Raw genomic sequence first — 24,848 nt, forward strand, 5'->3', positions numbered from 1 at the left:
GTCATCTCCCTGAATTGATTGCGGATGCGGCCGCGCGAAAATCGCCCGGCGACATGTCGTACGCACGTCTGAATGCGCGATTGAAATCCGACGCGCTATTGAAGCCCCAGCCGTACGCGACGTCGATCACCGGCCTGCGCGGGTGGCGATGCAGTTCGTCGGCCGCCTCGCGCAGGCGCCGGTTTCGAATATACGCGTGGAGCCCGCCCTCCGGCTCGAACAATCGATACAGCGTGGGCCGCGACAGCTGCGACATGGCCAGCACGCTGTCGACCGTCAGATCAGGATGGCTGAGATTCGCGTCGATATAGCGGCGCGCCGCCGCGAACATCGCGGTGCGTGCCACCGCCCGCGCTCCGCCGGTCAAGCCCGTCTCCTTGCCGAACGCCGCGGCCATCAACAGCGCGCAGGTATGGAACGCTTCCTGAGCCGCGGGCGCGTCCATCGTGGGCAACCTGCGGCACAGATCGGCCAGATGCGCGGGAATCAGCCGCGCAAGCGGCGTTTGATATTCGATCATGCGGCCATGTATCGACTCCGCTTCCGGCAGCACCGGATCGATCAGATGGCGCGGCAAGAACAGCGCGACCAGGCGGCACGGCCCCCGCGTCATCTGCATCGGCTGATTCATGTCGAGCGCGAGGATGCTCGGCCGCGTTTGCAGCGCGACGCGCTTCGGATACAGGCCGGTGGTCGTCTCGAAGGTCCCTTCGACGGCCACATGAAACACGATCTGGCGCACGTTGTCGGTCGAAATGCGCGCGACCGAGCGCGTTTGCTCGACCGGATCGGTGCGGCAATCCGTGAAGGCCATGCCGCCGGCGCGATAGGTGTCGATGCTGCCGCGAAAGCCGTCGGCCAGTTGCCGGCGCGAGATTGGCACGTCCAGAAAATGGCCGACGCGCTCGCGCCACATAGGCAATTGCGCGCGCGGCGCCGTGGCGTAGGTGTCGAAGTGGGTGTAGTCGAAAGCCGCGGGCATTGTTGCGGCCGCGGTTGCGGTGCGGTTGGCTGCCTGATCGGTCGTCAAGGTCTCCCCGCCGGTTTTGTTGTGTGCGCGGCACGATAGCCGCGGTTGGCGAAAACGTCATGAGCGTGTTGCTAGCGGTTCGATGCCACGGCCGTCGAAACTCATATGCCCCCGCTCCGCTCATGCCCGACAGGCATCAGCGCCAGCCTACAAAGTCTTTATTCTTTGCGCAAGGCCTCATGCCGCAGCTCGAGCTCGCCTTCGTCCATGTCGGATGGAACTCGCGCGATCCGGCCGAGCAGCACAAAAAAATGGCCTCCAGACAGAGGCCATTTTTTCTTGAAGAATCGCTTGGAAACGTAAATCGTTTCAAATGAACGCGCATTCAGCGGCTATCGTTTCATCGCAGCGGCTCGAAGCATTGCCGCCAAGGTGATTAGCCCCGCCCCCAAAGGGGGCCCATAGTCATACAAGCGCAAGTGCCGTGCAAAGAAAATGGTGGACGTTGAAATTACTATCAAAACTACAACGGCAATGATCGAAAAAACCACCAGAAAATCTTTATTCACGATTGGCTCCTTGTGTCGAAATTCCTCCGCTTCCGCATTCCGTCCCAAAACCAAAGAGGCTCTGCTTTGACGCGACAGAAGTTTGCATAGTACCCTCCGTACGCAAGCAAGAGTCCTCCGTTCAACAGCAACTCCTGGAAGCCGGTGAACAGTTCGCGCGGATCCGGCGAAACGAAAAGATTGAGGAAGACAATGGTGACGCTGATGCCAGCCATTACGACCAATGCGAGCGGCACCCCGATGTTCAGCAGCAGCATGGACCCAAGCACAACTTCCAGGTACTTGACCATCTGGTAGAAGCCGATATCTGCCATAGCGCCTATATAGGCGCCCACTTTTCCTGCGTGGCTGAAATCTGGAATGTATCTGAAGACTACGAAATTCAGCCCGGAAGAGAGATAGTGGAATGCGAAATATAGCCTCATCCACATGACGACAAATTTCCAGGGTGATTCATTTGCTATTTTCATCGCTTTTTTATCCTTTCGCGGATTAGAAATTTTGCCATCGGCCCGTTACTCACTCAGTGAAAGGCATTGTGAGGAGCCAACCGCGTGGGTGTCCGAAGACCGTCAATCAAATGGCGCGTGCGATCTTGAAGTTGGTAACCAGTGACTGCAGGCGTTCAGCTTCCGCATGAACGCCACGGGCAGCGGCCGCGGCCTCTTCGACCAAGGCTGCGTTGTGCTGGGTCACCGTGTCGATTTCGCCGATCGCCTTGTTTATCTCCATGATGCCCCGGTGGCCGTCATCGGATGCATGGGTGATCTCCTCCATCAGAGTCGATACGTGGGCGAACTCATTCACCACCTCGTTGATTTTGGACCCGGCATCGTTTACCAGCTGAGATCCCTGGTCAACGCGGGTGACCGAATTGCTGACCAATTCCTTGATTTCCTTGGCGGCCGTTGCCGAGCGTTGAGCCAGCGTGCGGACCTCCTGGGCAACGACGGCGAAGCCACGACCTTCGTTGCCAGCACGTGCGGCTTCAACCGCCGCGTTAAGAGCCAGAATATTGGTCTGAAAGGCGATACCCTCGATAGTCGCAATGATGTCGGCGACTTTTCTGGATTGGTCGGCAATGCCTGTCATGGTGGTCACGACCACTTTCATGACCTCTCCGCCGCCGTTTGCCAGATCAGAGGTAGTCTGCGCGAGTTTGAGGCCCTGTCTGGCATTCGCCGCGTTGTTCTCCACGGTCGCCGTCAACTGCTGGATCGAAGCTACCGTCTGCTCCAGGGACGCCGCCTGTTCCTCGGTGCGCTGGCTCAGGTTCTCGTTACCTGCCGCGATTTCCGATGCGCCGGTCAATACGGCCTCACTACCGGAGCGGACCTGCTTCACGATATCCACGAGACTCTCATTCATGCTGCGCAGTGCACGCATCAATTGGCCGAGTTCAGTATCGGAATGCACCCTGACTTGCGACGTCAAATCCCCCGACGCAACGGCCTCGGCAATTCTTACGGCGTCGTTTAACGGGAACACGATTGACGTGGCAACCGTGTTGCAGACATATACCGTCGCAATGATAGCGATACAGACCACTGCGAAGGTCAGCATAAGGGCCATGTCATAGTCATGAATGGCCTTTTCCGCAGCCTCATCCGCATTCCTCTGGATGAAGTCCATATGGGCGCTGAGCGTGTTCTCCGTGGACTTGAAGACATCAAAGATCTTGGTGTTGGCGAGCACTCGCGCGGTTGCAAGATCCGGATTCTCAGTCATTGCGAGAGTGTAGAGTTCTTTGTTGATCACCGCATAGGCAGCAATTGCTTTCTTATCGTTCTCGAAATACTGACGATCCTCGCCCGGCAGCGCATTCTTCTCATAGTGATTGACACCATTTCTCAGTTGATCCAAGGCTTGGGTCCGGATCGCCGCATTGGTATCTTTGGCCTGTTTGGAATCAGACAAGACCAGACCGAGCGTGGCGCGACGATCCGTACTGAGGGCCAGACGAAGATCAGCAATCGTTTTGATTGACTCCATCCAATTCTGTTTGATGTCCAGAAGATGCGATTCAATCCGATGCGCCTGGAACAGCGCAAATCCCGCAGCACTGCATAACAGCAGGATAACGATTGCGAAGCTAACAAACAGCCGGTTGCGTACTTTGAGATTGCGAAGAGCATTAGCATGTTTTTTTGCCTACATTGATTGTATAACCTTTGATTTCGGCATAAATCCCCTGCGTATGGATAGGGGGCAAGCATGATTGTGAATTCCGGTCCGATGTGTTAGTGCCGGGCTCGCGAGATTCATCGACGTCTAACGTGAAATCAACGCAGCACGGGGCGCCAACAATGGTCTCTGTTCTCGGCTTTTTCCTGCTCATGCGTGCGGCCTCCGGATAGCCGCATCGACAGCGACGATCATCGAGCGCACGCGCGAGACGTTGACGTCGATAAGGACGTAGGCAAGAACGCGCAGAACTAGATAGCGCGCCGGCCACGTTGCGCTGCAAAGGAGGGAACGGTGTCGTTCACGCCGGTGCGCCAGTGGCGCCGAAGGACCTCGGGTTGACCGTCGAGGCAACTGCCGCGACATCGGCTGGCCCATGAGTTGCCGAATTAGCGAGTAGGCGCTTGAGCAACACCATGAAAATATCCGCTTCGTCCTCGGTTAATAGGCTAATCAATTTCTGGTCGGTTGCCCCGAGAAACGCTGTGATCTTCGCGGCCATGGCCACTCCGCTTTCCGTAAGCTGAACGCACCAGCAGCGGCAGTCGTCTGGATGCTGGGATCTCATTACAATTCCAGCGTCGATGAGACGCGGAATGAGTCGGGCCAGCGACCCCATGTCGTAATTCAGCCTGCGGGCGAGTTGAACCTGCGTCATGAACTTCCGCCCAGCGAGGCATACAATGACCTTAGCCTGTGCGGATGAAATCCCAAGCGATGACTTCAGATGTCGATCAGCAGACTCCGAGATCGACTTGTCGACTTCGACAATACGGGTTAGCCAATTTAAAGCTCGGGCTTCAACTGCTTGGCTTAGGGGTAGGTCGTCCTCGCCCTTCATGTCTGCCGCTCCTTCAAATGTGATCGGAACCAGAAGCCGAGTTTGCGCCTATACGTCAGAACACCACCTCGTACTATGGTTGATCAGTCGGTTCTGCGCGCAACCACGTGTCAGGTACGCTGATTTGCTCTCAACTGGAGGGGCGAACCTTGCCGACTTCGTTTTTTCTCCCCTCCGATAATTCTAAATTGCATACTATCATAGTAGACGAAAAGAACCTCGTGGTACTCTCTGCGCTCGATCGGGTGAGTTTGCTATTACATACCCGTCAACATCACGGCAGCGATGACGAAAACTTTTCACCGCCGCCGTTCTCAATGCAGCATCAGAATCGATGCATCATGCCAAGCTGAAAAACTGACTGGATATTGCCGTTTGCCACGATGTTCCCAATTTCGGCAGCATATGCGCCATTGGTGCGTTGAAATACACCGGCGGCATACAGCGAGGTGCGTCTCGACAACGTGTATGTCAACTGCAATGCGGCCTGGTTGATCGTCACGTTCTTCAGCAACTCGTTACCATTTTCGTAGGTGTAGGCGCCGCCGAGGTTCCAGGCGGGCGAGAAGTCATACCCGACGCCACCCGCAAGCGCGTAAATCCTCGCACCCGTATGGGTATTGCGCGCCTGGCTGTACAACCCCGAGACCGTGAAATGGGCGTACTTCGTCCTTGCGCCGGCGAGCAGGTTGGCGATGCCACTATGCCCGTTGTTGACCGGCGCGTAGTTCTGCTCGGTGTAAACAACGGCAGCACGCGTTTCCCCATTCCTGTAATTGATTGCGGCGCTCTTTCCGGCCCCGTTGTTGAAGTCCCCCGCCGTGCCGCCGAAGCTATACATCAAGCCAACCGACACCCCGGCATACTCCTCCGAAACCACCTTGACGGCATTCGACATCCGTTTGCCGCCGACACGGTCCCAGTTGATGGCCGCTAACCCAGTAATCTGACCGTTCCTTGTGATAGGTGCGAACGGCCCGCCTGGGACGGCACCAGCAATCTGGGCCGGACCCGAAACGCCGAGCAGATCGGCACCGAAGCTGCCGGTGCGGAAGTTCAGCATACCGCCAGCGATGCCAGTTGCGGGATCGATACCGCCGATCAGGTAGTAGTCGAAGGCGAAGTCGTTCTGCCGCCCGAGGCGGAAGCTGCCAATCCCCGTTTGACTGAGTCCGACCCACGACGAGTTCTCGAACATCGCACCGCGCGACTGCGGATCAAGCCCCCCTGTGCTCAGGCTGATCATCGAGTCGAGGCTGAAGTTTGCGCGCAGGCCGCCCCCCATGTCCTCGCTCCCGCGGAAGAAGAACTTGGTGGGGAAAATAGCGGAATCCTGCATTTGAAACAAACGTGACCCACCTGAATCACGATAGGTAGCGACCCCTTCGTCAAGGAATCCGCCAAGCATCACGCTACTTTGCGCATGCGCGGCCGTAATGCTGATGCAAACCGATGCGCATGCCAACGGTATCGCGGTCCATCGGTGTTTCCTCCCGGCCCCCTGATGATTCATACATTCTCCTGATTGTTATTTGTGGTCTTTGAAACTGACTGGCGGTGAATCGTTTCGCTGGTCGCTTGTCCTCCTGAAGTTGTGCAGCATCCAATGCGGGCGTCGGGATCGCCGTTGAACACCCGAAGCAACTCATGAATCGTGCGAGCCATGACCGGTGCGAGCCGTGCGGAGGCACCGGCCGAATAGAGAGGGGAGCCGGTCTCAGCGTGACGAATGGCCGAGCTCGTCACGTTGGCGATCAGGGTGTTGCGTTGTTGCCGGCGAATCGATTGACCAGATCGGGCGCTGCCCCCCGGCAGCACATTTGCCGTGAACTGCTTGGCGGCCCAAAAGTTCGCGCAGGGCGCGTCAGCAACACCCCATTGGATCCGAGATGCGTGACAAGCCCCAACCGGATTCTCTCCGCACCCCGAGGTAATCGCGCACCAATTAGAATTCGTTATCGTCAGTCAAAATAGTATTTACGACAGCCTACGATGTCAACGAACCATGCTCCGGTAAAAACCCTGGGCTTCCCCCGGTCGCGTCGCAATTGGTTGGGGCAATACGGAATCCGCGGGGGCGGCGTGGTGGCGATTAACCGTCGCTGCGCTCGCACTCGTGCCGAACCGTGCGCGTTTGCCCTGGTACAATGGTAGTCTTTTTTGAATACAAAATTGCGACCATCCCATCTCTAACCCCAACACACAGGAGACGTTACTTGAACACGAATCGAAAGATCTTCGGTGCCGCACTCGCTTTCGCCGCGGTCGCCGGTATCACGATGTCGAGTTGTGGCTTCGCGGCACAGACGTCACCCGCCAAAGCTTCGGTCGCCAAAGCACCGGCTAAGTCGGCGCCGGTCAAGCTGATCGCTGCCGGACCGAACCAGAATTCAGACATGGTTGCCCGCGCACTGGCGCCCGCGTTGAGCAAGGCGCTGGGCACCGAGGTTGTCGTCGAAATTCAGGCGGACGCAGCCGCTTTGTCGGCAGCAAAAGCAGCGCCCGCTGACGGGCTGACGCTTCTCGTCGGCGATACCGAGCAAGTGGACGCCGCACGCCAGGATTTGACTCCGGTGGCACAAGTCACCGGTCACGCGGGTCTGGTTTTGGTCGCGGGCAACGGCGCCGGTTTGAGCGGCACCGACATCAAGGACTACGCCGATCTGATCAGCCGTCTGAAGGACAATCCGAACTGCTACATGTTTGGATCGACAGGCACCACGTCGCGTGAATATCTGGCGATGGTGGCGTTCCAGAAGCGTGCGGGCGTCAAAATGATTCATACCGCCTACAAGAGCGACGCTGACCAGATTTCAGCGCTCTTGAGCGGAAAAGTGCAAATGGTTGAAATTCCGTACGAAATGGCGGTGCCGCAGATCAAGGCAGGCAAGATGCGTGTGCTCGCGGTCTTGGGTTCGCGCCGTATTCCCGAGATTCAGAATGTTCCCGCGCTCGGCGAAATGTTCCCAGGCTTCGATTTCGCGTCGCATACAGGTGTGTTGGCACCGAAGGATCTACCGGCGCCGGTCCGCGATAAGATCGCGGACGCCGTGAAGATCGCAGTGCAGGACCCGAACGTCCAGAAAGCGCTGAACGTCAACGGTCACCAGGCTGCTTATCTCGCATCCGACGACTATGCGAAGGTTATCGCCACTGATCACGACAAGCTGAGTCAGCCTGGGAAGTAACTCAGTTCGTTGCATGCGTAACGACAGGGGCTCGATGTTCTGAAAAGGCATCGAGCTTTTTTTTCCGTCGCGCATCCATCTCTTGTCGCAACTGGAGGCTACCGGAATTCTCCACTCAGTGCCTTCGTCACGTTAGAGCGACTGGCGACGGCTCGAACTGCACGCCACGCTATTCGACGTTGAATGTACCTCTCGCGCTGCCGAACCGTCCAATCGTGTTGATCACGCACGAGCGTCAACCTTACGCGTTCGTTAGTTTCCGTGCGCTTCGTCTCGCGGCGTCGCCTGCAGTTCAGTTGCTTGATCGGCCAAGCGCCGGTCGTAAAATTCCGCATCGAAGGCACCGAAGTGATCCGCCAGGTCTCGACCGTAGTCGCTCGAGCCCGGATGTGTATTGGCGTGTGACTTAAAGGAATAGCTCATATCGTTTATCGTAATCTAGCGCAGTTCCTGGCCTTCCTCCTTGGGAAGACCGGCGAATGCCACGACCGACAGCAGGGTAAAGGCCCCGACAACGAAAAATGTCATCGGGAAATCGTCGATTACCAGATGATCCGCGCTGTGCCCATGAACCTGTGCGGTGATCGTCAGGCATGATGCGCAGACTGCGACGCCAAAACTAATCGAGGTCTGCTGCATCATTGTCGAAAGTGCCGTGGCCTTACTCATCAAAGTATCAGGGATGCCGGAATAGCCAACCGTATTCATAGTTATCATCCCCAGAGAATTAACGATCCCCGCTACGAAAAGGACGAAGCACATGAGCCCAACCGACGTCGTCGGTCTGAACAATCCATAGCAAGCGAATGTCGCGCCCGTCATCGCAGCGCCCAACATCATGATCGGCCTGAATCCGAACTTCCTTATTGCACGATCCATGATTGGACGGACACCGAATGCGCCGACAGACAGCCAGGCGCTCATCAAGCCAGATTGAATGGGGGTCAATCCCAAGCCGACTTGCAACAGGAGCGGTACGAAGATTGGAGCCGAGCCGACCGCGAGTCTAAGCGGAATGCCGCCGATCGTCGTGATGCTAAACGCTTTATATCCAAAAATCTTGAGAGGGATAATGACATCGAAACGTCCACGGCTATAGAGCCCGTATACGATCATTGCCAGTACCCCAATAGCCGTGATTCCAATCGTTACGCTCATAGGGACGAGATTCCGGCCAACGGTTTCCAGACCACATACGATGCCGGAAAGCCCTATCGCCATCAGAATGAATCCCGTCATGTCGAACGGCCCAGACTTTTCCGAGCGCGAATCCGGCACAAATTTCAACGACAGCAGGATGCCCAACACACCGAATGGAATGTTGAGCAGAAAGATCCATCGCCAGGAGCCCATCGTGACGATCAGCCCACCCAGAAGTGGCCCGATCACACGCCCAATGGCCCCCGGTACTGTAAACCACACCATCGCTGCGACCAGCTGCGTTGCCGGAATACTTCGCAGCAGAATCAGGCGCCCTACAGGCACCATCATGGCGCCGCCGAGGCCTTGCAAGACCCGGAACAGAACGATTTCAGTGATCGAGGTGGCCGCGCCGCATAGCGCGGATGCCAGTGAGAAGATCGCGACTGCCGAACAGAATACGCGCCGCGTCCCGAATCTATCGGTGAGCCACCCGCTTGCCGGGAGAAACAGTGCGAGGCTCAACAGGTACGCGGTTATGGCGAAGTTGAGATGAAGTATCTCGACATTCAGGGAAGTGGCAATCGACTGGAGAGCCGTGCCCAATATCGAGGTATCGAGACTCTGCAAAAACATCGGTACCGCGACGATCATCGGGATCAGTCGCGTACGCCTGGATGCAGAGCGAGACTCCTGGGCGGAGTCTCGCACATCCCCAATAGTTATATTTTTCTCAAGCACCGGATTGTCTAGCGTTTCGCTATTTGACGTCGATACATATCGACGATTATGGGATCGTAGTTGCGGAAGAATTGCTGTCTGACGGGGTCTGTCATGGTGTCCAGCTTTTCTATTTCATCGCTCGCGACTGTATAGACCGTCATACCGCGACGCTCAAGCTCTGCACGATCGGCTTTCGCCTGTTCTCGAATCAGGTCGCGCTCAAAGCGCCCTGCTTCTATCGCAGCGTGTTGTAAAACATGTCGATCCTGAACTGTCAACTTCCGCCAGACCGCCGAATTGGCAATGACAGCAATGGCGCTATATGAGTGATTCGTGATCGAGACGGCCGATTGAACATCATAAAGGCGCCCGGCCAGGATTTGCGAATAGAAGTTATCCTCTGCAACGATGCGTCCACTCTTCAACGCTCCGTATAGCTCAGAATACGGAAGTCCCACGACGTCAGCGCCCAAGACCTTGAACGTCTCAACGAACGCGGGTTCCGGGATCACACGAACCGGCCGGTTCGCCAGATCGAGCGCCTGCCGGAACGGCTGGCCCGACGTCGTGATCTGTCGGAAGCCGTTCTCCCACCAGGCGAGACCCGTGAGGCCGTGGCTCTCTAGGCGCGACAACAGAGCTTGTCCGAACGGACCATCGAGCAGCGCCTGCGCCTGACGTTCGCTGCGGACAACAAACGGCAGATCCATGATTTCGAATTCGGGCACGAGGTGACGCAATGCCGGCGTCACCAGCAGCATCAAATCCGGGGCACCCGGGCCACCTGCCTGCAATGTCTTGATCTGCTCACCCGGCGAACCCGGAACTGTATCCGCGCTCACGCTCACGGCCAGACGACCGTGCGACTCCCGGTTCACGATATCTGCGAACCTGGCCATGCCACGCATTGTCGGCTGGTCCGGCGACATATGCGATCGATACTCTACGATCGTGAGCGTTTGAACAGGCTGCCCATGCGCGATCAACGGCTGCGCGATCAACAGCATGCCAAATATCGCACCGCTAATATCGCCACAAACTCGGCTCAATGACCAACCCGATTTAAGACGCGAAAATCTTTTCGTCATGATTTAGGAAATATCGCCAAATACTTAAACAAAAAAAGCTACGTTACCGAAGCAACGTAGCCAAATCCCTCATTTCACATCCGAAATCAGATCAAATCAACCACGTCCGACTTGAAAATTTTGGGCAGCTTCTTCCAGTCGCTGATGCGGCCGATCGTCGTTTTGAACGTCATCATCGGCAGGTAATACTTGATGTACCAGACCATCAGAATCAGGTTCATGTACAGGCACCCAACGCCCATGTACGGCGTGAACATCTTGTCGAAGCGATGGTTCAACACGATCGCGTTGTACCAGACGACGAACGACACCGGCAGAAGCATAAGCAGGCCGACCGGGACGAAGATACCGAGAATGAGCGAAAGGCCACCCAGAATTTCGCACGTCTTCACGATATGGAAGAAATGCGTGTGAACCATCGTGACCAGCAGCTCGTTCGACGCGGGCAGCGTGCCGAACGGTTGCGGGAAGATCGGCGACATGCCGAGAGCCGTACGCCAGTAGCTGGTACCGCTGACGACCATCCAGCCGCCAAGATACAGCCGGCAGAACGTCAGGATGACTTTGCCGATGAGTTGCGGCATCGTTTTGCGATCATCGTTGTCCATAGTGTGCTTTCGTCCTTTGCCGTTTTAGTTCGCAGCCTGCACCGGCGCAGCCTTCTGTTGCGTAATGCGGTCATGGCGAATGATCCAGCCAGACCCGCTGATCTCGTAGACATCGACAACGTCTTGCGCCGGTCGGCCACGGGTGGCGCCGATCGTCTGATAGACCGCGACGTCCATGCCCTGGACGATGATCTTCTTCACTTCGTGGGGAATGGGTTCGCCATCCTGATGATCGATCGTGTTCGGCGCGTTATCGACAGCCTTTTCCGAGAAATAAGTCTTGTGGGCCTCGGCTCCCTTGCCCTCCGTATAAGCCAGGTCCATGAACTCCTGAACAATGTCATGCGGCAGTTTGCCGGTGCCTGCATGCCAGTGCCAACGCGGATCCGAATGCAGACCGTGAGCGATCTGCGCGATGAACAGGAAGCCCACGATTGCCGTGACCACGCGTCCAGTCATGCTGTCCATCCACACGTTGACACGCGTGGCGTTACCCCCCGAGGAGAGAACCCCCTGGTTATTCGACATCCTGCCTCCTTGAAAGCATTGTGAAGAGTGAAACGCTTCGACTTGAGATGGTTAGGACCTGCGTTTTTGTATTTAATTTAGCCTACTGACTCGTATAGGCCGAAAGATCGCGTGTAAACGTCGGGGTTTCCCTATTTCCGTTGTTGGCGGATAGGTGCTATTTGATGTATGCGACGTTTCGTTCGCGCGGAGCGTAATGCACGGGAAGCGAAGGCGCCGGCGGGCGGCGAGGTCGGATTTGGCGCTGACGAGTGCGCCAACTGTGAGTCGGTCGGAGACGACGAACCTGTACGCCGCGATACTTGACGCGGCATGGTGGCGGAAGCCTGCCATGCTCCGCCTTCCGTACTGACTGAGTCCTCACCCGGATGGGTGGACAGGAAGATTCAATCCGCGAGCGAACACGATCCCCCACCGGCATGGGCCCTTGCAGCGCCGACGCCGGATGATTGGGGTGATTCGGTTATGTTACTACTGGGCCATCTGACCAGCTGGAGTGCCGGCCGCCGCACGCCATTGCGCCACGATCGCGCCCGCGCGGATCGCGCTATCGGGGTAGTCGAACCAGTCGTCGGACTGATCGTAGCCCGCCTTCCGCCATTCGATCAGGTCGGCGCGCACCGCGGCTCGTGTGAGCGGCATCGTCGAATCGTACGGTTGGGCCAGCGCCTCAACAGACGCGAAGCAGCACGCCGCGGCAAGAACGCCGAGCGCTACACGCGGAAGGGGGTTCATGGCAACACCTTTCTTATCGGGGTTATCGCTGATAAGTATAAGCGCTGTCTTGACAAACGAAAGGCAAATCGAAACATATTCACTTCTCGCGTAGTGCACAAACCAGGGGCGAGAAATATGGTGCGGCAAGTGGCGGACCAACGGATCACTAATTGCGTATCGTTCGGCGCTGTCCTGTCAGCGGAGGAATTTCGAGGACAGGGCCGCAGCCGGAACGAGGCGTTCGATGGAGCTCGCGAAATCGAGGCGCGCCGCAAGTGTCGATAGAATGCCCGCCGGAAGCTTCTGGCTGCGAGCGCCTTCTGCCCCGCCGAAATGACCTTCGCCCGCGGCCACTCATCATGCCGGCCTCAGTCGCCTGCAACCAACCAGTTGCGCAGCGTTTGCGTCGACATGCCAAGTTTTCCGCCCACGGCGCTCACGCGTGACAGCAGGTATTTCGGTCAACCAATGGTGCTTTATCTTTTCTTTTGAAGAATCGCTCTGCACCACCGCTTTTTCCTTTGCAATCCCAAGCAATGACGATGAAGTAAAAATAACGAGCATCAGCTGTCATCCAGGGAATACCCTCGAACACAACATTTTTGAAATTCTCTATCAGCCATATGCAACATCGTATATTATTTTGCATGCGTGCCGTTGTGCATCGCTTTGCCGTTGCGCAACGTCGGCCACTCTACAAATTAACATCGACATGTGGGAGACACTGGAATTGCGTAAACTGCTCGTTAGCTGCGCCGTTGCGGCAGCAATCGCGCCTGTGATGGCACAGGCACAGACCAGCGTGACGCTGTATGGCGTTGCCGATGCATTCGTCGGCTACTTCGGAAACTCTGAAGGCCAACACGTCGTCAGCATGAACAGCGGCGGGGCCGGTGGGTCGCGTTGGGGCATTCGCGCGAAGGAAGATCTGGGCGGCGGTCTGTCTGCGATCGCCGTGCTCGAAAGCGGCTTCAACATCAACAACGGCACGTCCGGCCAGAGTGGTCGTTTGTTCGGCCGTCGCGCCTTCGTCGGCATCGACAGCCGCGACTTCGGCCAGATCATTGCAGGCCGCCTGCAAACAGCCGGCTACGAATGGGGCGGTACCTTCGACCCGATGCTGCTGGCAGCAGCATCGCCGCTCGGCTCGATTGGCGGCGAAGAACCGCGTCCGTGGATTTTCAACATGCTGCAAGATCCGGCTCGCCAGGACAATACGATCCAGTATTCGTCGCCGACGTGGAGGGGTCTGAATGGCACCGCAGCGTATTCGTGGGGCAACAATCAAGGTCTGCAGAACGCGACGCACTACCAACTCGCGACTCTTACCTACGCCAACGGCCCGTTGCTCACGAGCTACGGCTTCGGCCACAGCCTGCAACCGTCAGCGACCATTGCACGCAATACGTACGAACACGTCTTGGGTGTGAAATATGACTTCAACTTCGTCGCGCTCTACGGTACGTACCAAGTGCGTCTGAATGATCCGGGCCAGACCGATAAGGGCTGGCAAGCCGGTGTCACGATTCCGACCGGCCCATTCGGCACCATTCGCGCTTCTTACGGCGGACTGAGCGACCAGAACATTACCTATGCCAGCACAAACGGTCCGGTAACTGGCAATTGGGCGATTCGATCGGCTGCTGTCGGTTACACGTACCAACTCTCGAAGGCGACAATGCTGTACGGCTTCTTCAAGAAGCTCTGGAACAGCGGGATCGCGCACCAAACGATCTACCCGCCCGGTGGTCTCGGTGCCCCGACCGGCTACCACGCCAATGTCACGGCAATCGGCCTGGGTTTGGCAACGCGCTTCTAAGCCCTCCTACTCCTGTGAAAAAGCCCGCTTCGAGCGGGCTTTTTTTATTCATAGCCCTCCGCTTACCAAAACGTCGATGACCGTCCCGCTTATACGATCCCGCTCATCGATCAACACCTGCATGATCTGTTCTCGGTCGCGTCGGACCAGCGCCGTCGTCAGCCTGCGCTCGAGCTTAGCCTACTAATCCTCTGCAGGCAGACATCTTTCTGTCGCCAGTGGCAGGTACTTCTCCATCCGTTCAAACAGACGGAGTGCCTCTGTCTAAGGACTTTCAAACGCACTGGAGAACCAAGCGAGATTGGGATATCTGTCGCAGCTCATTGCTCGACAGATCAGAGACGAACCGCCTGCGACTTGGGTCATGCGTACTCGCGCCCTGCGCCACCATCAGATCGATCCTGCTGAACCCAACTCAGATGGACACGCCAAGCCGTATATAAACAAAAAAAAGTCCAGAGAGAAAATTCTCCCTGGACTTCCTTGAATCTAGAACCGCGGTGACCGAAGCCTTATGCTTCGCCCTTGACCTTGTCGCGCACGAGCACGAAGATGAAGAGCAGCCAGGAGACGCCGAGGCCGAAGTAGTCGAAATTACGCAGCGGACGGTACTCCGTCCAGCCCCAACCCGTCGAGCCGTCGACGGCCGCCAGCGTCAGTGCGATACAGATGGCGATTGCGATCCAGGTATTCTTTTTCATCGCGTGTGCTCCTTAAGCCAATTCTTTTTTCCGCTGTTCGAAGGCGGGTACATTTTGCTGCTGTTCGACGGCGGGTACACCCACCAGGCTCCCACCTTTGCCCTTCAGGCTGAAACCCTTCCAGCCGTCCCACAGCCACATCGGGTTGAGCGTCGGACGGAAGCAAACCGCCATGTAGCCGCTGTACGCGAGCAGCAGAATGCCGTTCATCAGGAGTTCTTGCGGACCCGAGAACAGTTGACGCGGCGTCGCCGAGATAAACGTGTTCAGCCAGAAAATCGTGACCGTCGTCGGCATCTCGAGAATCAGTGTCAGGAACACGAAACGGTTCATCAGCAGCAGTGCCCCGTAAACCGCTTCCATGTACTTAACCCAGTGATACATACCGATCGCATCGGCTCCCGCCACATACTGGCCGGCGAGACCTGGAATCATTGGCACATAGCCGTCGATCACGAATCGGATACCTGAGAAGAAAAGGTGGGCGCCGAAATACAGACGCAACCACGTGATTACATACTTCCACGGGGAAGAATTCGCGCTATTCATGGGAAGGGTATTTCCGTAAAGGTTCTTGCAGTACAACGTTGAAATATGGTACCGCGGAAATTGCAATACGACAGGATATCTCAAAGGTGATGGAAACTTCCCATCACCTAAGAGCCGTTTTAAACGATGCCTTTACGGCGATCGCGAATCAGTACAGTAATGACGCAGATCCACGGAATTGCCAGACCAAACATGTCACGCGCGCGCAGAGGACGATATTCCGTGTAACCCAATCCCGTCGATCCGAAGAAGACCCAGCACGTCATGACCAGACACAGGGCGAGACCGATATAAAGGTTCCGGTTGCTCTTCATTGCAGTTCTCCCGATCCGACGATATCACTGCTCGGTTCAGATGTTTTTTTGAACTTGAGAGACTCTTTCCAGACATCGACCTTGAACCCTTCCCACAATGCCAGAGGCGTGAGTTTTGGCTTAAATACCGAAGCCATGTAGCCGCTGTAGGCCAAAATCAATAGACCATTCATCAGCAGTTGATTCGGGCCCGAGAACAATTGACGCGGAGTCGCAACGATGAAGGTATTGATCCAGAAAATCGAAACCGAAGTCGGGAACTCGAAAATCGCAGCGAGCAGCACGAAACGGTTGGTCAGCATCAGGATACCGAGCACGCATTCCATATACTTGACGACCGGGAACATGTGAATCGCATCCAGCGCTTGCACGTATGCACCTCCGGTGCCCGGAATGAATGGAACCCATCCGGTGGAGATATAACGGAAACCCGACCACAGCAAATCGGCTCCGAAATATATCCTGAGCCAAAGGACAGCGTACTTCCACGGCGGCGAATTAATACCTTGCATCAGATGTCTCCGTTGTTGGCTTTAGTTTCGCAACGCGGCGGAATCGAGTCAGCCGCTGAATGCCCGTTTACGCCTGAACGACCCGATGGGCTGCGCCCGGCGTGATGATTTTGTTCAGTAGCTTTTCATCGACCTCGAATCCGAAGCCCGGGCCTTCGCTCGGATATGCGCGACCCTGAGCAAACCGCTGACCGCCGATTGCCAGATCTTCGCCCGCCGGAATCTCGTCGCTGTTGAATACCGAATGCACCGCCAGCGGCCCCATGCTTTCGCTCATGAACTGGCACGCCCACTGATCCGAGACCATCAAATGCGTGCTCGGTCCCGACTCGATACCGCCGCCAATCAAGGTGGAGCAGAACACGGGGATGTCGTAGATCCGGCATGCGGCCAGGAATCGTCGTGCCTTCAGCAGACCGCCCACTTTTTGAATCTTCAGAATCACGCCGTCAGCCGAGCGGCGTTCGGCGATTTCGCGCAGGTCGCCGAGTTCCTGCGCGCCCTCGTCCGCGTAAATCGGTGTGTTCACGCGCTCGCGGAGTTTGGACATGCTGTCGCGGTACTGATGCGCGAGCGGCTGCTCCATAAACGCGAGGTTGTATTCGTCCAGACGACGCACCGTTTTCAGGGCCTGCTCGTAATTCCACGACCCATTTGCGTCCAGCGTGATCATCGCGTCCGGGCCGAGTGCCTTGCGCACTTCACGGGCCGTCGCCACATCGTTGTCGAACGTATGGCGTCCAACCTTGAGTTTGAAGGCCGAGAAACCTGCCTCCCGAACCTGGACCGCTGCCTCCGCCACTTTTTCCGGATCGCCGGCCGAGAGAACCCAACCCAACGGTACCGACTCGCGAGTGCGGCCACCCAGAAGATCGTAAACCGGCCGACCGAGTGCCTTCCCCTTCAGGTCGTGCAACGCGCAATCGACGAGCGCTTTCGCCTGATTATTGTCGCGTGCGAGCTGGTCCATCATGCCGACGATTTTTTCGATATTGCACGGATCTTCGCCGAGCAGGATTCGCAGAGCGAAAATATCGGAAATCATCGCCGTCATCGAGGCCTGGCTTTCGCCGCGATACCACGACGAAGTGTCGCCAGATTCAGCGACGCCCACCAAACCGTTATCGGCGTAAATACGCACCACGAGCGTATTCAGACAGGTGATCGTGACGTTCGGAAGCTTCAGTGGCTTCTTAAGCGGCATTGAAACCGGAACGCACTCAACGCGGGTAATTTTCACTGGATTGAACCTGTAGGAACTCGAGAGAGGAGTGCCCACACCGCACACTCCTGAATCAGATATCAGATATCAGCTATTCGCCGCCGCACGGCGCAGCGCACCACAGACACGGATCAACAGAATGACTGCCACTGCAACCGAGATCACATAGCAAATGACGAAGGAAGCGCCGAGGGCGTTCGGACCCGAGAACAGTTTGGCAACGAGCGCAACGACGGTGGGCCCGAGTGCTAGACCGAGCAGGTTCGTGATCAGGTAGTAGACCGCCGTCAGTTTGCCCATCATGTTGCCGGGCGTGAAGTTGGCCATCGTTGCGCCGCCAGCTACCGCGAACATCGAGAACATGAACGTCTGCACGAAATAGGCAATCAGGCCGACATTCATCGAGTGGATCAGCGGGAAGCATGCGGTGACGATTGCAGCGATAGCCGTCGTGACAGCGGCGACGCGAACCGGTGCGTCGATCATGCCGCGTTCACGCAGCCAGTCAGCGATACGACCCAGGATCAACAGGCCAGCAGGCGACGCCAACAGTGCCACACCGCCCAACGCCTTACCGATCTCCGGACGCGGGATATTCAGCGTGCGCGCGATGATTTCAGGCAGCCAGGCCATTTGCGAACCAACCGCAATGCCGTACAAGCAGATTGCAACCCAGAGTTGAACGTAGACGGCCTTGTTGGCCCACGCGAAACAAAGCGCTTCACGATACGTGACTCCACTGCCTGCGTTGACGTCGCGGCGTACCGGCTCACGTACGAGCCACAGAAGCAGGGCGAACGGAATGCCGATAAGTCCGGGCACCAGCAGCACGAAATGCCATGGTTTGAGGCCGCCAACCAGCGGCAGGCCCGCAAATGCACCCGCCGATGCGGCTTTCAGCAGAAAGCCGCCGAGCCCGAGAGCCAGACCGGTGCCGAGAAGCGGTCCGATGTTGTAAATGCCGAACGCGAGGCTGCGGCGTTGCGGCGGAAACGCATCGCGAATCATCGACGCGGCGCCAGGCGACAGCGCGGCCTCGCCAACACCGAGACCCACGCGCGTCGCGAACAACTGGACATATGTCTGACTTAAGCCGCACAGAACCTTGACGGCGGACCATGCCATGATCGCGCCACCGAGCAGGCGCCGGCGCTCGTACTTATCGACCAGCGCACCCATGGGAATGCCAAGCACGCTGTACAGCAGCATGAATGAGAGCCCGAGAAGCCAACTGACTTCGAGGTCGGAAATTCCGAGGTCTTCCTTGATCGGTCCGACGACGAGGGAAATCGCACCCCGATCGATGAAGGAGATCACGTAGGTCGCCGTCAAAATGACGAGCATCCACCATGCTCCCTTCGACGTTTTCGAATCCGAAGCGGCTTCGGCGGGTGCGAACGTCGCTCGCACCTGTGCGGTCTCACTCATTGTTCTCTGTCTCCTGGTTTAGTTTTCCGTGCAATCAATCAGCGAATCTTCCGAGCCTCGCTATCGGAAAGTGCGGTCTTCGCCGCTGTCATGCCTGATACGATGAACTCCGCAATATCGCCCATCGAGTTGTAAAACGGACCCCAGAAAGATCCGCACTCCCCAACTGCATAGAGACCGGGAATCGGCTTGTCCTGATGATCGAGAACACGTTGCCCCGCATCATGTTTCGGTCCACCATGGGTATTGAGGTAGGTCGGCAGCATGGGTCCGATCGCGTAGTAGGGTCCCTCGTCGTTGAGCGGCACCAGGAACGTCTCACGTCCGAACTCGGGATCCGCATTCAGACGGCACTGCTCGTTATAGCGCTCGACCGTCTCACGAAGTGCGTGGGGATCGAGGTGACCTGCCTTGGTCACGCCGGGGATTTCCGGCCATTGGCACTTCAACGCCAGTTCTTCGAGCGTATCGGCCTTGATGATCAGACCTTCTTCGAGTTCCTTGAGGTTGTCCTGGCTCCACGGCGGCACGCGCGAATTCAGCGTGGTCATCGCCGCGCCTCCGGCCCGAACCTTTTCGTCGAAGATGTGGAATGCCGGCACGTTGGTGAATTCCGGAATGCCCGGCGTCGTTGCCAGCCACGTGTCGCGATTCGCCAGGCCGTGTTGAACGACCGACGTGTCGATCGTTTCGTTGTGGAAGCGCTTCGCCTGCCGGTTCACCCACAGCAGACTGCCGCCGTCCTTGAACGCGCCCGACTTGTAGCCGAAACCCGCTACCTTGTTGAGGTCATACGTGACGTAGACGTACCCTTCCTTAGTCTTGATGCCCATGTTGAGCGGGCCTGCCACGGCGTTCATGTGCCACAGCTGGGCACCGACTTCCTGCGCCATGCGGATGCCGTCGCCGGTCAGATTCGGGCTACCCAGGAAATAGATCGGGCATGCGGTGAGGAACTGCTTGCACATGGCCTCGTTCGCTTCGAAGCCACCGCTGGCCAGCACCGTCGCCTTGCGACCGCGAATCGTGATCGTCGTGCCATCTTCGCGCTCGGCTTCGACACCGAGAATCGCACGCGTCACCGGATGCTGAATCAGACGCGTGACCCGCGTGCTGTACTTGACACGCGCACCCGCCTTCTCTGCTTGAGCCGAGATCGCGTTATAGAGACCTGCACCGCCCGGTGCGGCCACGACGCTCATGCCCTTGATGCTCTCGGCACCCGGAGCGCCCGCGAACTCGGGAAAGAAACCCGGGGCCGAGAACGGCTGCGGGTTGTCTTTGAGCGGCAATTCCAGTTTGTGCTGGAACGCGGGTATGTCTTTGAGACTTGCAACGAAATGACGAAGAACGCTCTCCTCGGTCTGGCCTGCACACAACCAGTTCAGATACTTGAAAGACTCTTCTTCATCGACGGAGGTCATGATCAGACCACCCGCCACACAGACCGAGTTGCCGCCCCCCTGCGCACCCTTTTCGAGGATGAGCACGTCAGCGCCCTGTTCGGCGGCAGCGAACGCGAACGTTGCGCCCGCACCGCCATAGCCGACCACGACCATATCGGCCTGTTCATCCCATCGGGGCTCGGTCCAGTTCACTTCCATCTTTTCGTTATCCATCGTTTCTCTAAACATGCCGGCGCGGGTTGAGCTACTTAGGCTGCAGGAGCTGCTGCCTGCTCGGCTTCTTCCTTTGTGCGAAGGCCGTCATAGATCTCGTTGTAACGCAGCACCGGCTGATCCATCGCCAGCATGATCATCTTGCGGCCCGGCACCTTCTTGATCATTGCCTGCTGCGCTTCGATGATTGCCTTGTCTTCGGCGAATGCCGCGTCCGCGATTCCGAATGCGTGTTCCTTCAGATCGGCGTGCCCATGATCCGGACCGAAGTTGTAGAAGAACATCGATTGCGTATCGTTGATCGGCGTAATCATCTGGCACGTGCAGCGACGGAAGATCGGTCCCTCGTTCGGCTTGCCGTCGACGAATCGATCTTGAACGCCTGGTGCGAAGGAGTTGATCTTCAGAATGAAGACGCCCGGCACGAGGAAGGTGCTGACCACGTTATCGTCGGAAGGCAGATCGAAATACGGGTTCGTCGGTCGGCCCATGTGCCAACGGTCGGCGACCACGCCACGTTCGAGAACCGTCGTGCCGCGCTTGGTCTCGCCGTCCTTCTGGACCTTCAGCGACACCTTGTTGTTCGCACCGAACGTCGATTCGTGAATGAACGGTGCGTGCGACAGATCGAGCAGGTTGTCGGCCACGAGTTCGGCGTTGCCGTTCATCACGAACTTCGAGCAAACCATCGCGTACGTGTCGCTGTCCGGACCTTCGATCGGCGGAATCAGCGCGACGTCGGCCTTTGCCGGGTCGCCCATCCAGACCCACGCGGCACCGTGCTTTTCTTCGATCGGATAGCTGCGCACGCAGACCTTCGACGAGATGCGCTCCTGGCCCGGGATTTCGGTGCAGCGACCATCGGCAGCGAACTTGAGGCCGTGATACATGCAGCGCAGTTCGTCGCCTTCCTTGCGGCCAACCGTGAGCGGCGCCAATCGATGCGGGCACAGGTCTTCCAGAGCGACGAGGGTGCCGTCGTCCTTGCGATAGAGCGCCAGCGGCTCGTCCATCACGGTGAACGGGACGATGTCGGTAGCCGAGAACTCGCTCGACCAGCCAACCATGTACCAACAATTCCGAAGGAATTTCATTTGATGTCTCCTCAGAGAGAATCGAGAACGGACAAATCGAGCGTATTGCCTGACCCGTGCGGTACAGCCGACCAAAGTTGCCTCGGATCGGACCCACCGCGCTCGACCGCCGAAAGTATTCAATTGGGTATTCTTTATCTTATCTTGTAGCACCGCTCGACAAGACTCGGGGATACCCTTAAATGCGAGAAGCGGCGTCCCGCAATTTCTTATTGGAACGCCGTATTTAGGTGGGCGAATATCAGCTGAAGTACACGCGTTCGGCGGTCGTGTGCAGGACCTTCCGCTGATCCGCTTCAGAGAGCGACGACACCGAGTCCTTGGCCAACTGAACCATGTCCTTGTACTCACCCTTCGACTGCGCGATGTCCGAACCCCACATCACCCGGTCGGCGCCGAACAACCGGACAACACGCTCGACGACGGGCGCTGCCGGCAGCTCGAGTGCCTTCAGTTTGCCGAGGTTGATCATCGAGTACAGCAGATAGACGTTCGGCGAATCGACGAACGTGAGCAGCGCTTCGTCCACGCCGTAGTCCGGTGCACCCGATTCGCCGACGATGTTCGAAAAGTGGTCGAGAATGACCGGGGTGTTCGGGAATTGCTTGACGACGTCTCGAAGCGCTTCGAGCGCGCCGACGCGATTCCAGCGATAGAAGTGCAGACGCACCGAGCCGCCGAGATCCGACACGGCCGACCATGCACGCAGCGCTTCTTTCGACGCGAACCAGCTCTGGTCCGCGCCCTTGTTCGGCTCCGTCAAACGAATGCCGACCGAGCCGCGTTGGCCGACCCAGTAGCGCACGGTTTCTTCCACGTTGTCGGCCAGTGCATCGATCATGCACAGCGAACGCAGACGATCGGGATATTGCTCGGCGGAGTCCACCACATAGTCGTTGTGGAAGCCGTAGAGGTGGGCCCGCTGGACCGCGAGCGCCTTCTCGACACCATAAGCGTCGAGCAGGTCGATCAAGCGTTCGGCCGTCACCGGGTTGTCGAATGCGTTCGCTTCGAGCGTGCCGCTCAACGGCGACGGCGGATACTTCTCCACGTTAGTGGAAATCAGGTGGGCGTGACTGTCGATCATGACGTTACCTTCTCTGTAAAATTCGATATCAACAAACGGCAGGGCGTTATTTCCACGGATCAACACAGACGTGGATAGCGCCTTCGACGCCACGCCCGGCCGTCGCCAGGATCGCTTCGTGTGTCTGTGCGAGTCCGAACGTGTGCGAGCACACCTCGTCGATCGGATAGCGGCCCGAACCGATATAGCGCAGTGCGAGTTCGACGGCCGCATAGCTACGGCCACGCGGTGCGCGCACCGTCAGATAGCGTTTCTTGATCTCGCCGATCGGCACGTGTTGTTCCAGGCCGTTCAGGCTCAGGTAAGCGCCCTTCGCTGCCAGCGCGATCGCCTGCTTGACGATTTCGCCCTTGGGATCGCCCGTCGTATCGACAACGACGTCCACCCCGCGGCCCTTCGTGATACGCATCACTTCGGCTTCAAGGTCTTGCGTTTCGACATTGATCGCGTAGTCGGCGCCGAGGCGCAGCGACAGATCGAGACGAGTCTGGTCACGCGTCATACCCGCGAGAATCACCGTGTACGAGCCCGCGGCCTTTGCCGCCAGCACGCAGCCCAAACCCTGCTGGCCGGGACCGAAGACGAGCACGACCTTGCCGGGGCCTGCGCCACCGTCCAGACACGCCCACTGCACGCCGTTGCCGAACGGCACGGCCAGCGTCGCGTGGGTGGCCGGCAGGTCCTGGGGAATCTTGTGCATCACCGTGTTGAGCGGCATATGCATGTACTGCGCGTACCCGCCCCACAGATGCGGCGGCTTGTTGGCGGTGGACATACCGAATCGGTCGGTATTCAGGCGATCCTTCACGTTGAAGAAATCGACTTCCATGCACAGACGGAAATCGCCCTTCATACACCACTCGCAATTCCAGCACGGCAGGTATTCGTGGAGAGCCACGCGGTCGCCGGGCTTGACGCCCCACCGTTTAGCGGCGATTTCGCCAACCTCTTCGATCGTGCCGACGTTCTCGTGGCCCATGATCACCGGAACGTGACCTGCCTTGCGATACAACTCGGGATCGCTGCCACCGACGCCGCTGGCTTCGATGCGCAAAATGCCGGTCTCTGCGCGCACTTGCGGATAGTCGAATTCGCGCAATTCGGTAGTCTCGACATCCGTTTTAACCGCGGCCAACACCTTCTTCGTCATGTCTGTCTCCTGCTAGTTTTTCAATCTCAGGCTTTCGAAAATACGCGCAGTGCGTTGCCGCCAAAGATCGCGTCGAGATCGTGATTCGTCAGTCCAGCGAGCGCATGACGCGGGAGTTTCAACGCCAGACCATATCCCTCGCGTGAACTGACGACGGGAAAGTCAGAGCCCCACATCAAACGATCAGCGCCAAACGCGTCAACTGCTTCGTGTAGGAGCGTAGGATGAGCATCACCAAAGGGCCGGCCCAGGTGCCATGTTTTCGGATCGCGAGGCAATAGTTCGCCAAGACCCGGCACTTTCAGCATCACATTGGGAAACGCCGCGAGTTTGAACACCTGACGGCGCAGGGCCAGCGCTTCATCCGTTGAAGCCGGTGCACTGGTGCCGCCAAGATGCTCGAGGACAATCGTCGTATCCGGCAATTTGGTGATCAATTCAATGAAGCCCGGCGCGTTGAACGTTTCAGCAGATCCCACGCAGCTCACTGGCAATCCCGAGGCCTGAACACCGCGCCAGGCCTCGGGAAGGCGACCGTCGTCAAGACATGCGGATGGTCTCAATCGAATACCGCTGGCACCAGCGCGTGCCAGCGATTCGATCGTCTTCGCAACGTCCGGGTCCTCGACATCGACCCAGGCCACGCTCGACAGACGGCCGGGAAATCGCTTAAGGCTACGCTGAACAAGCAGCTGAATTTGCGACGTGTCGGCGATGTAGAGGTGTTCAGGTCGTGAAGCCGACCGTCATCCTTTGGTTTTTGGCCCTTGCGGGCATTGCACGCGGGCGTTTTGCCC

Annotated in this window: 25 protein-coding genes and 1 pseudogene; 2 read left to right on the forward strand and 24 right to left on the reverse strand. The window is 57.7% G+C overall.

Annotated elements, in window-relative coordinates:
* Position 1: 1 nt before the first annotated feature.
* The 7 genes and pseudogenes from ACLFKU_RS23670 to ACLFKU_RS23700 form a co-directional block, all read right to left on the reverse strand.
* Positions 2-1,030: a helix-turn-helix domain-containing protein gene (locus ACLFKU_RS23670; RefSeq protein WP_410850659.1), complete on the reverse strand. Its 1,029-nt coding sequence runs from the start codon at positions 1,028-1,030 to the stop codon at positions 2-4.
* A 332-nt stretch (positions 1,031-1,362) separates the two neighbouring features.
* Positions 1,363-1,539 carry a hypothetical protein gene (locus tag ACLFKU_RS23675; protein ID WP_410850660.1) on the reverse strand — a complete coding sequence of 59 codons (177 nt, stop codon included), beginning with the start codon at positions 1,537-1,539 and terminating at the stop codon, positions 1,363-1,365.
* Positions 1,536-2,009, reverse strand: coding sequence for a hypothetical protein (locus ACLFKU_RS23680; protein WP_410850661.1), 474 nt, complete (start codon positions 2,007-2,009; stop codon positions 1,536-1,538). The genes ACLFKU_RS23675 and ACLFKU_RS23680 overlap by 4 nt, the downstream gene beginning before the upstream one ends.
* A gap of 106 nt (positions 2,010-2,115) precedes the next feature.
* Positions 2,116-3,111 (reverse strand): methyl-accepting chemotaxis protein, encoded by a 996-nt coding sequence (locus ACLFKU_RS23685; protein WP_410850682.1) that lies wholly within the window; start codon positions 3,109-3,111, stop codon positions 2,116-2,118.
* 24 nt (positions 3,112-3,135) lie between these two features.
* Positions 3,136-3,651: pseudogene (locus ACLFKU_RS23690) on the reverse strand (MCP four helix bundle domain-containing protein); the annotation flags it as partial.
* Positions 3,652-4,024: 373 nt separating this feature from the next.
* Positions 4,025-4,564: a MarR family winged helix-turn-helix transcriptional regulator gene (locus ACLFKU_RS23695; RefSeq protein WP_410850662.1), complete on the reverse strand. Its 540-nt coding sequence runs from the start codon at positions 4,562-4,564 to the stop codon at positions 4,025-4,027.
* Between the two features lie 325 nt (positions 4,565-4,889).
* Positions 4,890-6,077, reverse strand: a complete 1,188-nt coding sequence (locus tag ACLFKU_RS23700) for a porin (RefSeq protein WP_410850663.1) — start codon at positions 6,075-6,077, stop codon at positions 4,890-4,892.
* A 634-nt stretch (positions 6,078-6,711) separates the two neighbouring features.
* Between ACLFKU_RS23700 and ACLFKU_RS23705 the strand changes: the two genes are divergently transcribed.
* Positions 6,712-7,752 (forward strand): Bug family tripartite tricarboxylate transporter substrate binding protein, encoded by a 1,041-nt coding sequence (locus tag ACLFKU_RS23705; protein WP_410850664.1) that lies wholly within the window; start codon positions 6,712-6,714, stop codon positions 7,750-7,752.
* A gap of 252 nt (positions 7,753-8,004) precedes the next feature.
* Here the strand turns inward: ACLFKU_RS23705 and ACLFKU_RS23710 are convergent, their stop codons facing one another.
* The 6 genes from ACLFKU_RS23710 to ACLFKU_RS23735 form a co-directional block, all read right to left on the reverse strand.
* Positions 8,005-8,175, reverse strand: a complete 171-nt coding sequence (locus ACLFKU_RS23710; protein WP_368585489.1) for a hypothetical protein — start codon at positions 8,173-8,175, stop codon at positions 8,005-8,007.
* A 15-nt stretch (positions 8,176-8,190) separates the two neighbouring features.
* Positions 8,191-9,546 (reverse strand): MFS transporter, encoded by a 1,356-nt coding sequence (locus tag ACLFKU_RS23715; protein ID WP_410850665.1) that lies wholly within the window; start codon positions 9,544-9,546, stop codon positions 8,191-8,193.
* A 95-nt stretch (positions 9,547-9,641) separates the two neighbouring features.
* Positions 9,642-10,622, reverse strand: a complete 981-nt coding sequence (gene dctP / locus ACLFKU_RS23720; RefSeq protein WP_410850666.1) for a TRAP transporter substrate-binding protein DctP — start codon at positions 10,620-10,622, stop codon at positions 9,642-9,644.
* A 167-nt stretch (positions 10,623-10,789) separates the two neighbouring features.
* Positions 10,790-11,311, reverse strand: a complete 522-nt coding sequence (locus tag ACLFKU_RS23725; RefSeq protein WP_410850667.1) for a DoxX family membrane protein — start codon at positions 11,309-11,311, stop codon at positions 10,790-10,792.
* 24 nt (positions 11,312-11,335) lie between these two features.
* A complete protein-coding gene (locus ACLFKU_RS23730; RefSeq protein ID WP_410850668.1) occupies positions 11,336-11,839 on the reverse strand; it encodes a hypothetical protein in 504 nt (167 codons plus the stop codon).
* Between the two features lie 471 nt (positions 11,840-12,310).
* Complete coding sequence (locus ACLFKU_RS23735) at positions 12,311-12,574, reverse strand: DUF4148 domain-containing protein (RefSeq protein ID WP_410850669.1); 264 nt, start codon at positions 12,572-12,574, stop codon at positions 12,311-12,313.
* A 424-nt stretch (positions 12,575-12,998) separates the two neighbouring features.
* Here ACLFKU_RS23735 and ACLFKU_RS23740 point away from each other — a divergent pair, with 424 nt between their 5' ends.
* Positions 12,999-14,375, forward strand: a complete 1,377-nt coding sequence (locus tag ACLFKU_RS23740) for a porin (RefSeq protein WP_410850670.1) — start codon at positions 12,999-13,001, stop codon at positions 14,373-14,375.
* A gap of 512 nt (positions 14,376-14,887) precedes the next feature.
* Here ACLFKU_RS23740 and ACLFKU_RS23745 read toward each other — a convergent pair.
* From ACLFKU_RS23745 to ACLFKU_RS23795, 11 genes are all read right to left on the reverse strand, one after another.
* The gene (locus tag ACLFKU_RS23745; RefSeq protein WP_368585482.1) at positions 14,888-15,076 is read right to left on the reverse strand and encodes a hypothetical protein; all 189 of its coding nucleotides are present in this window, start codon (positions 15,074-15,076) and stop codon (positions 14,888-14,890) included.
* 12 nt (positions 15,077-15,088) lie between these two features.
* The gene (locus ACLFKU_RS23750; protein WP_246391931.1) at positions 15,089-15,625 is read right to left on the reverse strand and encodes a hypothetical protein; all 537 of its coding nucleotides are present in this window, start codon (positions 15,623-15,625) and stop codon (positions 15,089-15,091) included.
* 119 nt (positions 15,626-15,744) lie between these two features.
* Positions 15,745-15,939, reverse strand: a complete 195-nt coding sequence (locus tag ACLFKU_RS23755) for a hypothetical protein (RefSeq protein WP_087738133.1) — start codon at positions 15,937-15,939, stop codon at positions 15,745-15,747.
* Positions 15,936-16,451 (reverse strand): hypothetical protein, encoded by a 516-nt coding sequence (locus ACLFKU_RS23760; RefSeq protein WP_410850671.1) that lies wholly within the window; start codon positions 16,449-16,451, stop codon positions 15,936-15,938. The genes ACLFKU_RS23755 and ACLFKU_RS23760 overlap by 4 nt, the downstream gene beginning before the upstream one ends.
* 67 nt (positions 16,452-16,518) lie before the next feature.
* Positions 16,519-17,691, reverse strand: a complete 1,173-nt coding sequence (locus ACLFKU_RS23765) for a mandelate racemase/muconate lactonizing enzyme family protein (protein WP_410850672.1) — start codon at positions 17,689-17,691, stop codon at positions 16,519-16,521.
* A 69-nt stretch (positions 17,692-17,760) separates the two neighbouring features.
* Positions 17,761-19,101, reverse strand: coding sequence for an MFS transporter (locus ACLFKU_RS23770; protein ID WP_410850673.1), 1,341 nt, complete (start codon positions 19,099-19,101; stop codon positions 17,761-17,763).
* 38 nt (positions 19,102-19,139) lie between these two features.
* Complete coding sequence (locus tag ACLFKU_RS23775) at positions 19,140-20,720, reverse strand: FAD-dependent oxidoreductase (RefSeq protein WP_410850674.1); 1,581 nt, start codon at positions 20,718-20,720, stop codon at positions 19,140-19,142.
* Between the two features lie 35 nt (positions 20,721-20,755).
* Positions 20,756-21,814 (reverse strand): Rieske 2Fe-2S domain-containing protein, encoded by a 1,059-nt coding sequence (locus tag ACLFKU_RS23780; protein ID WP_410850675.1) that lies wholly within the window; start codon positions 21,812-21,814, stop codon positions 20,756-20,758.
* Positions 21,815-22,055: 241 nt separating this feature from the next.
* On the reverse strand, positions 22,056-22,901 hold the full coding sequence (locus tag ACLFKU_RS23785) for an amidohydrolase family protein (protein WP_410850676.1): 846 nt from the start codon (positions 22,899-22,901) through the stop codon (positions 22,056-22,058).
* A gap of 46 nt (positions 22,902-22,947) precedes the next feature.
* Positions 22,948-24,051, reverse strand: a complete 1,104-nt coding sequence (locus ACLFKU_RS23790; RefSeq protein WP_410850677.1) for a zinc-dependent alcohol dehydrogenase — start codon at positions 24,049-24,051, stop codon at positions 22,948-22,950.
* 26 nt (positions 24,052-24,077) lie between these two features.
* Complete coding sequence (locus ACLFKU_RS23795; RefSeq protein ID WP_410850683.1) at positions 24,078-24,767, reverse strand: amidohydrolase family protein; 690 nt, start codon at positions 24,765-24,767, stop codon at positions 24,078-24,080.
* Positions 24,768-24,848 lie beyond the last annotated feature (81 nt).

Origin of the sequence: Paraburkholderia sp. EG304 (genome assembly GCF_046543485.1) — a bacterium.
Classification (GTDB): Bacteria; Pseudomonadota; Gammaproteobacteria; order Burkholderiales; family Burkholderiaceae; genus Paraburkholderia; species Paraburkholderia youngii.

Coding starts and splice junctions, on each gene's coding strand:
- ACLFKU_RS23680 (WP_410850661.1), bottom strand. CDS start 2,009: ATGAAAATAGCAAATGAATCACCCTGGAAATTTGTCGTCATGTGGATG.
- ACLFKU_RS23685 (WP_410850682.1), bottom strand. CDS start 3,111: ATGGCCCTTATGCTGACCTTCGCAGTGGTCTGTATCGCTATCATTGCG.
- ACLFKU_RS23695 (WP_410850662.1), bottom strand. CDS start 4,564: ATGAAGGGCGAGGACGACCTACCCCTAAGCCAAGCAGTTGAAGCCCGA.
- ACLFKU_RS23700 (WP_410850663.1), bottom strand. CDS start 6,077: ATGAATCATCAGGGGGCCGGGAGGAAACACCGATGGACCGCGATACCG.
- ACLFKU_RS23705 (WP_410850664.1), top strand. CDS start 6,712: ATGGTAGTCTTTTTTGAATACAAAATTGCGACCATCCCATCTCTAACC.
- ACLFKU_RS23710 (WP_368585489.1), bottom strand. CDS start 8,175: ATGAGCTATTCCTTTAAGTCACACGCCAATACACATCCGGGCTCGAGC.
- ACLFKU_RS23715 (WP_410850665.1), bottom strand. CDS start 9,546: ATGATCGTCGCGGTACCGATGTTTTTGCAGAGTCTCGATACCTCGATA.
- dctP (WP_410850666.1), bottom strand. CDS start 10,622: ATGCTGTTGATCGCGCAGCCGTTGATCGCGCATGGGCAGCCTGTTCAA.
- ACLFKU_RS23725 (WP_410850667.1), bottom strand. CDS start 11,311: ATGGACAACGATGATCGCAAAACGATGCCGCAACTCATCGGCAAAGTC.
- ACLFKU_RS23730 (WP_410850668.1), bottom strand. CDS start 11,839: ATGTCGAATAACCAGGGGGTTCTCTCCTCGGGGGGTAACGCCACGCGT.
- ACLFKU_RS23735 (WP_410850669.1), bottom strand. CDS start 12,574: ATGAACCCCCTTCCGCGTGTAGCGCTCGGCGTTCTTGCCGCGGCGTGC.
- ACLFKU_RS23745 (WP_368585482.1), bottom strand. CDS start 15,076: ATGAAAAAGAATACCTGGATCGCAATCGCCATCTGTATCGCACTGACG.
- ACLFKU_RS23750 (WP_246391931.1), bottom strand. CDS start 15,625: ATGAATAGCGCGAATTCTTCCCCGTGGAAGTATGTAATCACGTGGTTG.
- ACLFKU_RS23755 (WP_087738133.1), bottom strand. CDS start 15,939: ATGAAGAGCAACCGGAACCTTTATATCGGTCTCGCCCTGTGTCTGGTC.
- ACLFKU_RS23760 (WP_410850671.1), bottom strand. CDS start 16,451: ATGCAAGGTATTAATTCGCCGCCGTGGAAGTACGCTGTCCTTTGGCTC.
- ACLFKU_RS23770 (WP_410850673.1), bottom strand. CDS start 19,101: ATGAGTGAGACCGCACAGGTGCGAGCGACGTTCGCACCCGCCGAAGCC.
- ACLFKU_RS23775 (WP_410850674.1), bottom strand. CDS start 20,720: ATGGATAACGAAAAGATGGAAGTGAACTGGACCGAGCCCCGATGGGAT.
- ACLFKU_RS23780 (WP_410850675.1), bottom strand. CDS start 21,814: ATGAAATTCCTTCGGAATTGTTGGTACATGGTTGGCTGGTCGAGCGAG.
- ACLFKU_RS23785 (WP_410850676.1), bottom strand. CDS start 22,901: ATGATCGACAGTCACGCCCACCTGATTTCCACTAACGTGGAGAAGTAT.
- ACLFKU_RS23790 (WP_410850677.1), bottom strand. CDS start 24,051: ATGACGAAGAAGGTGTTGGCCGCGGTTAAAACGGATGTCGAGACTACC.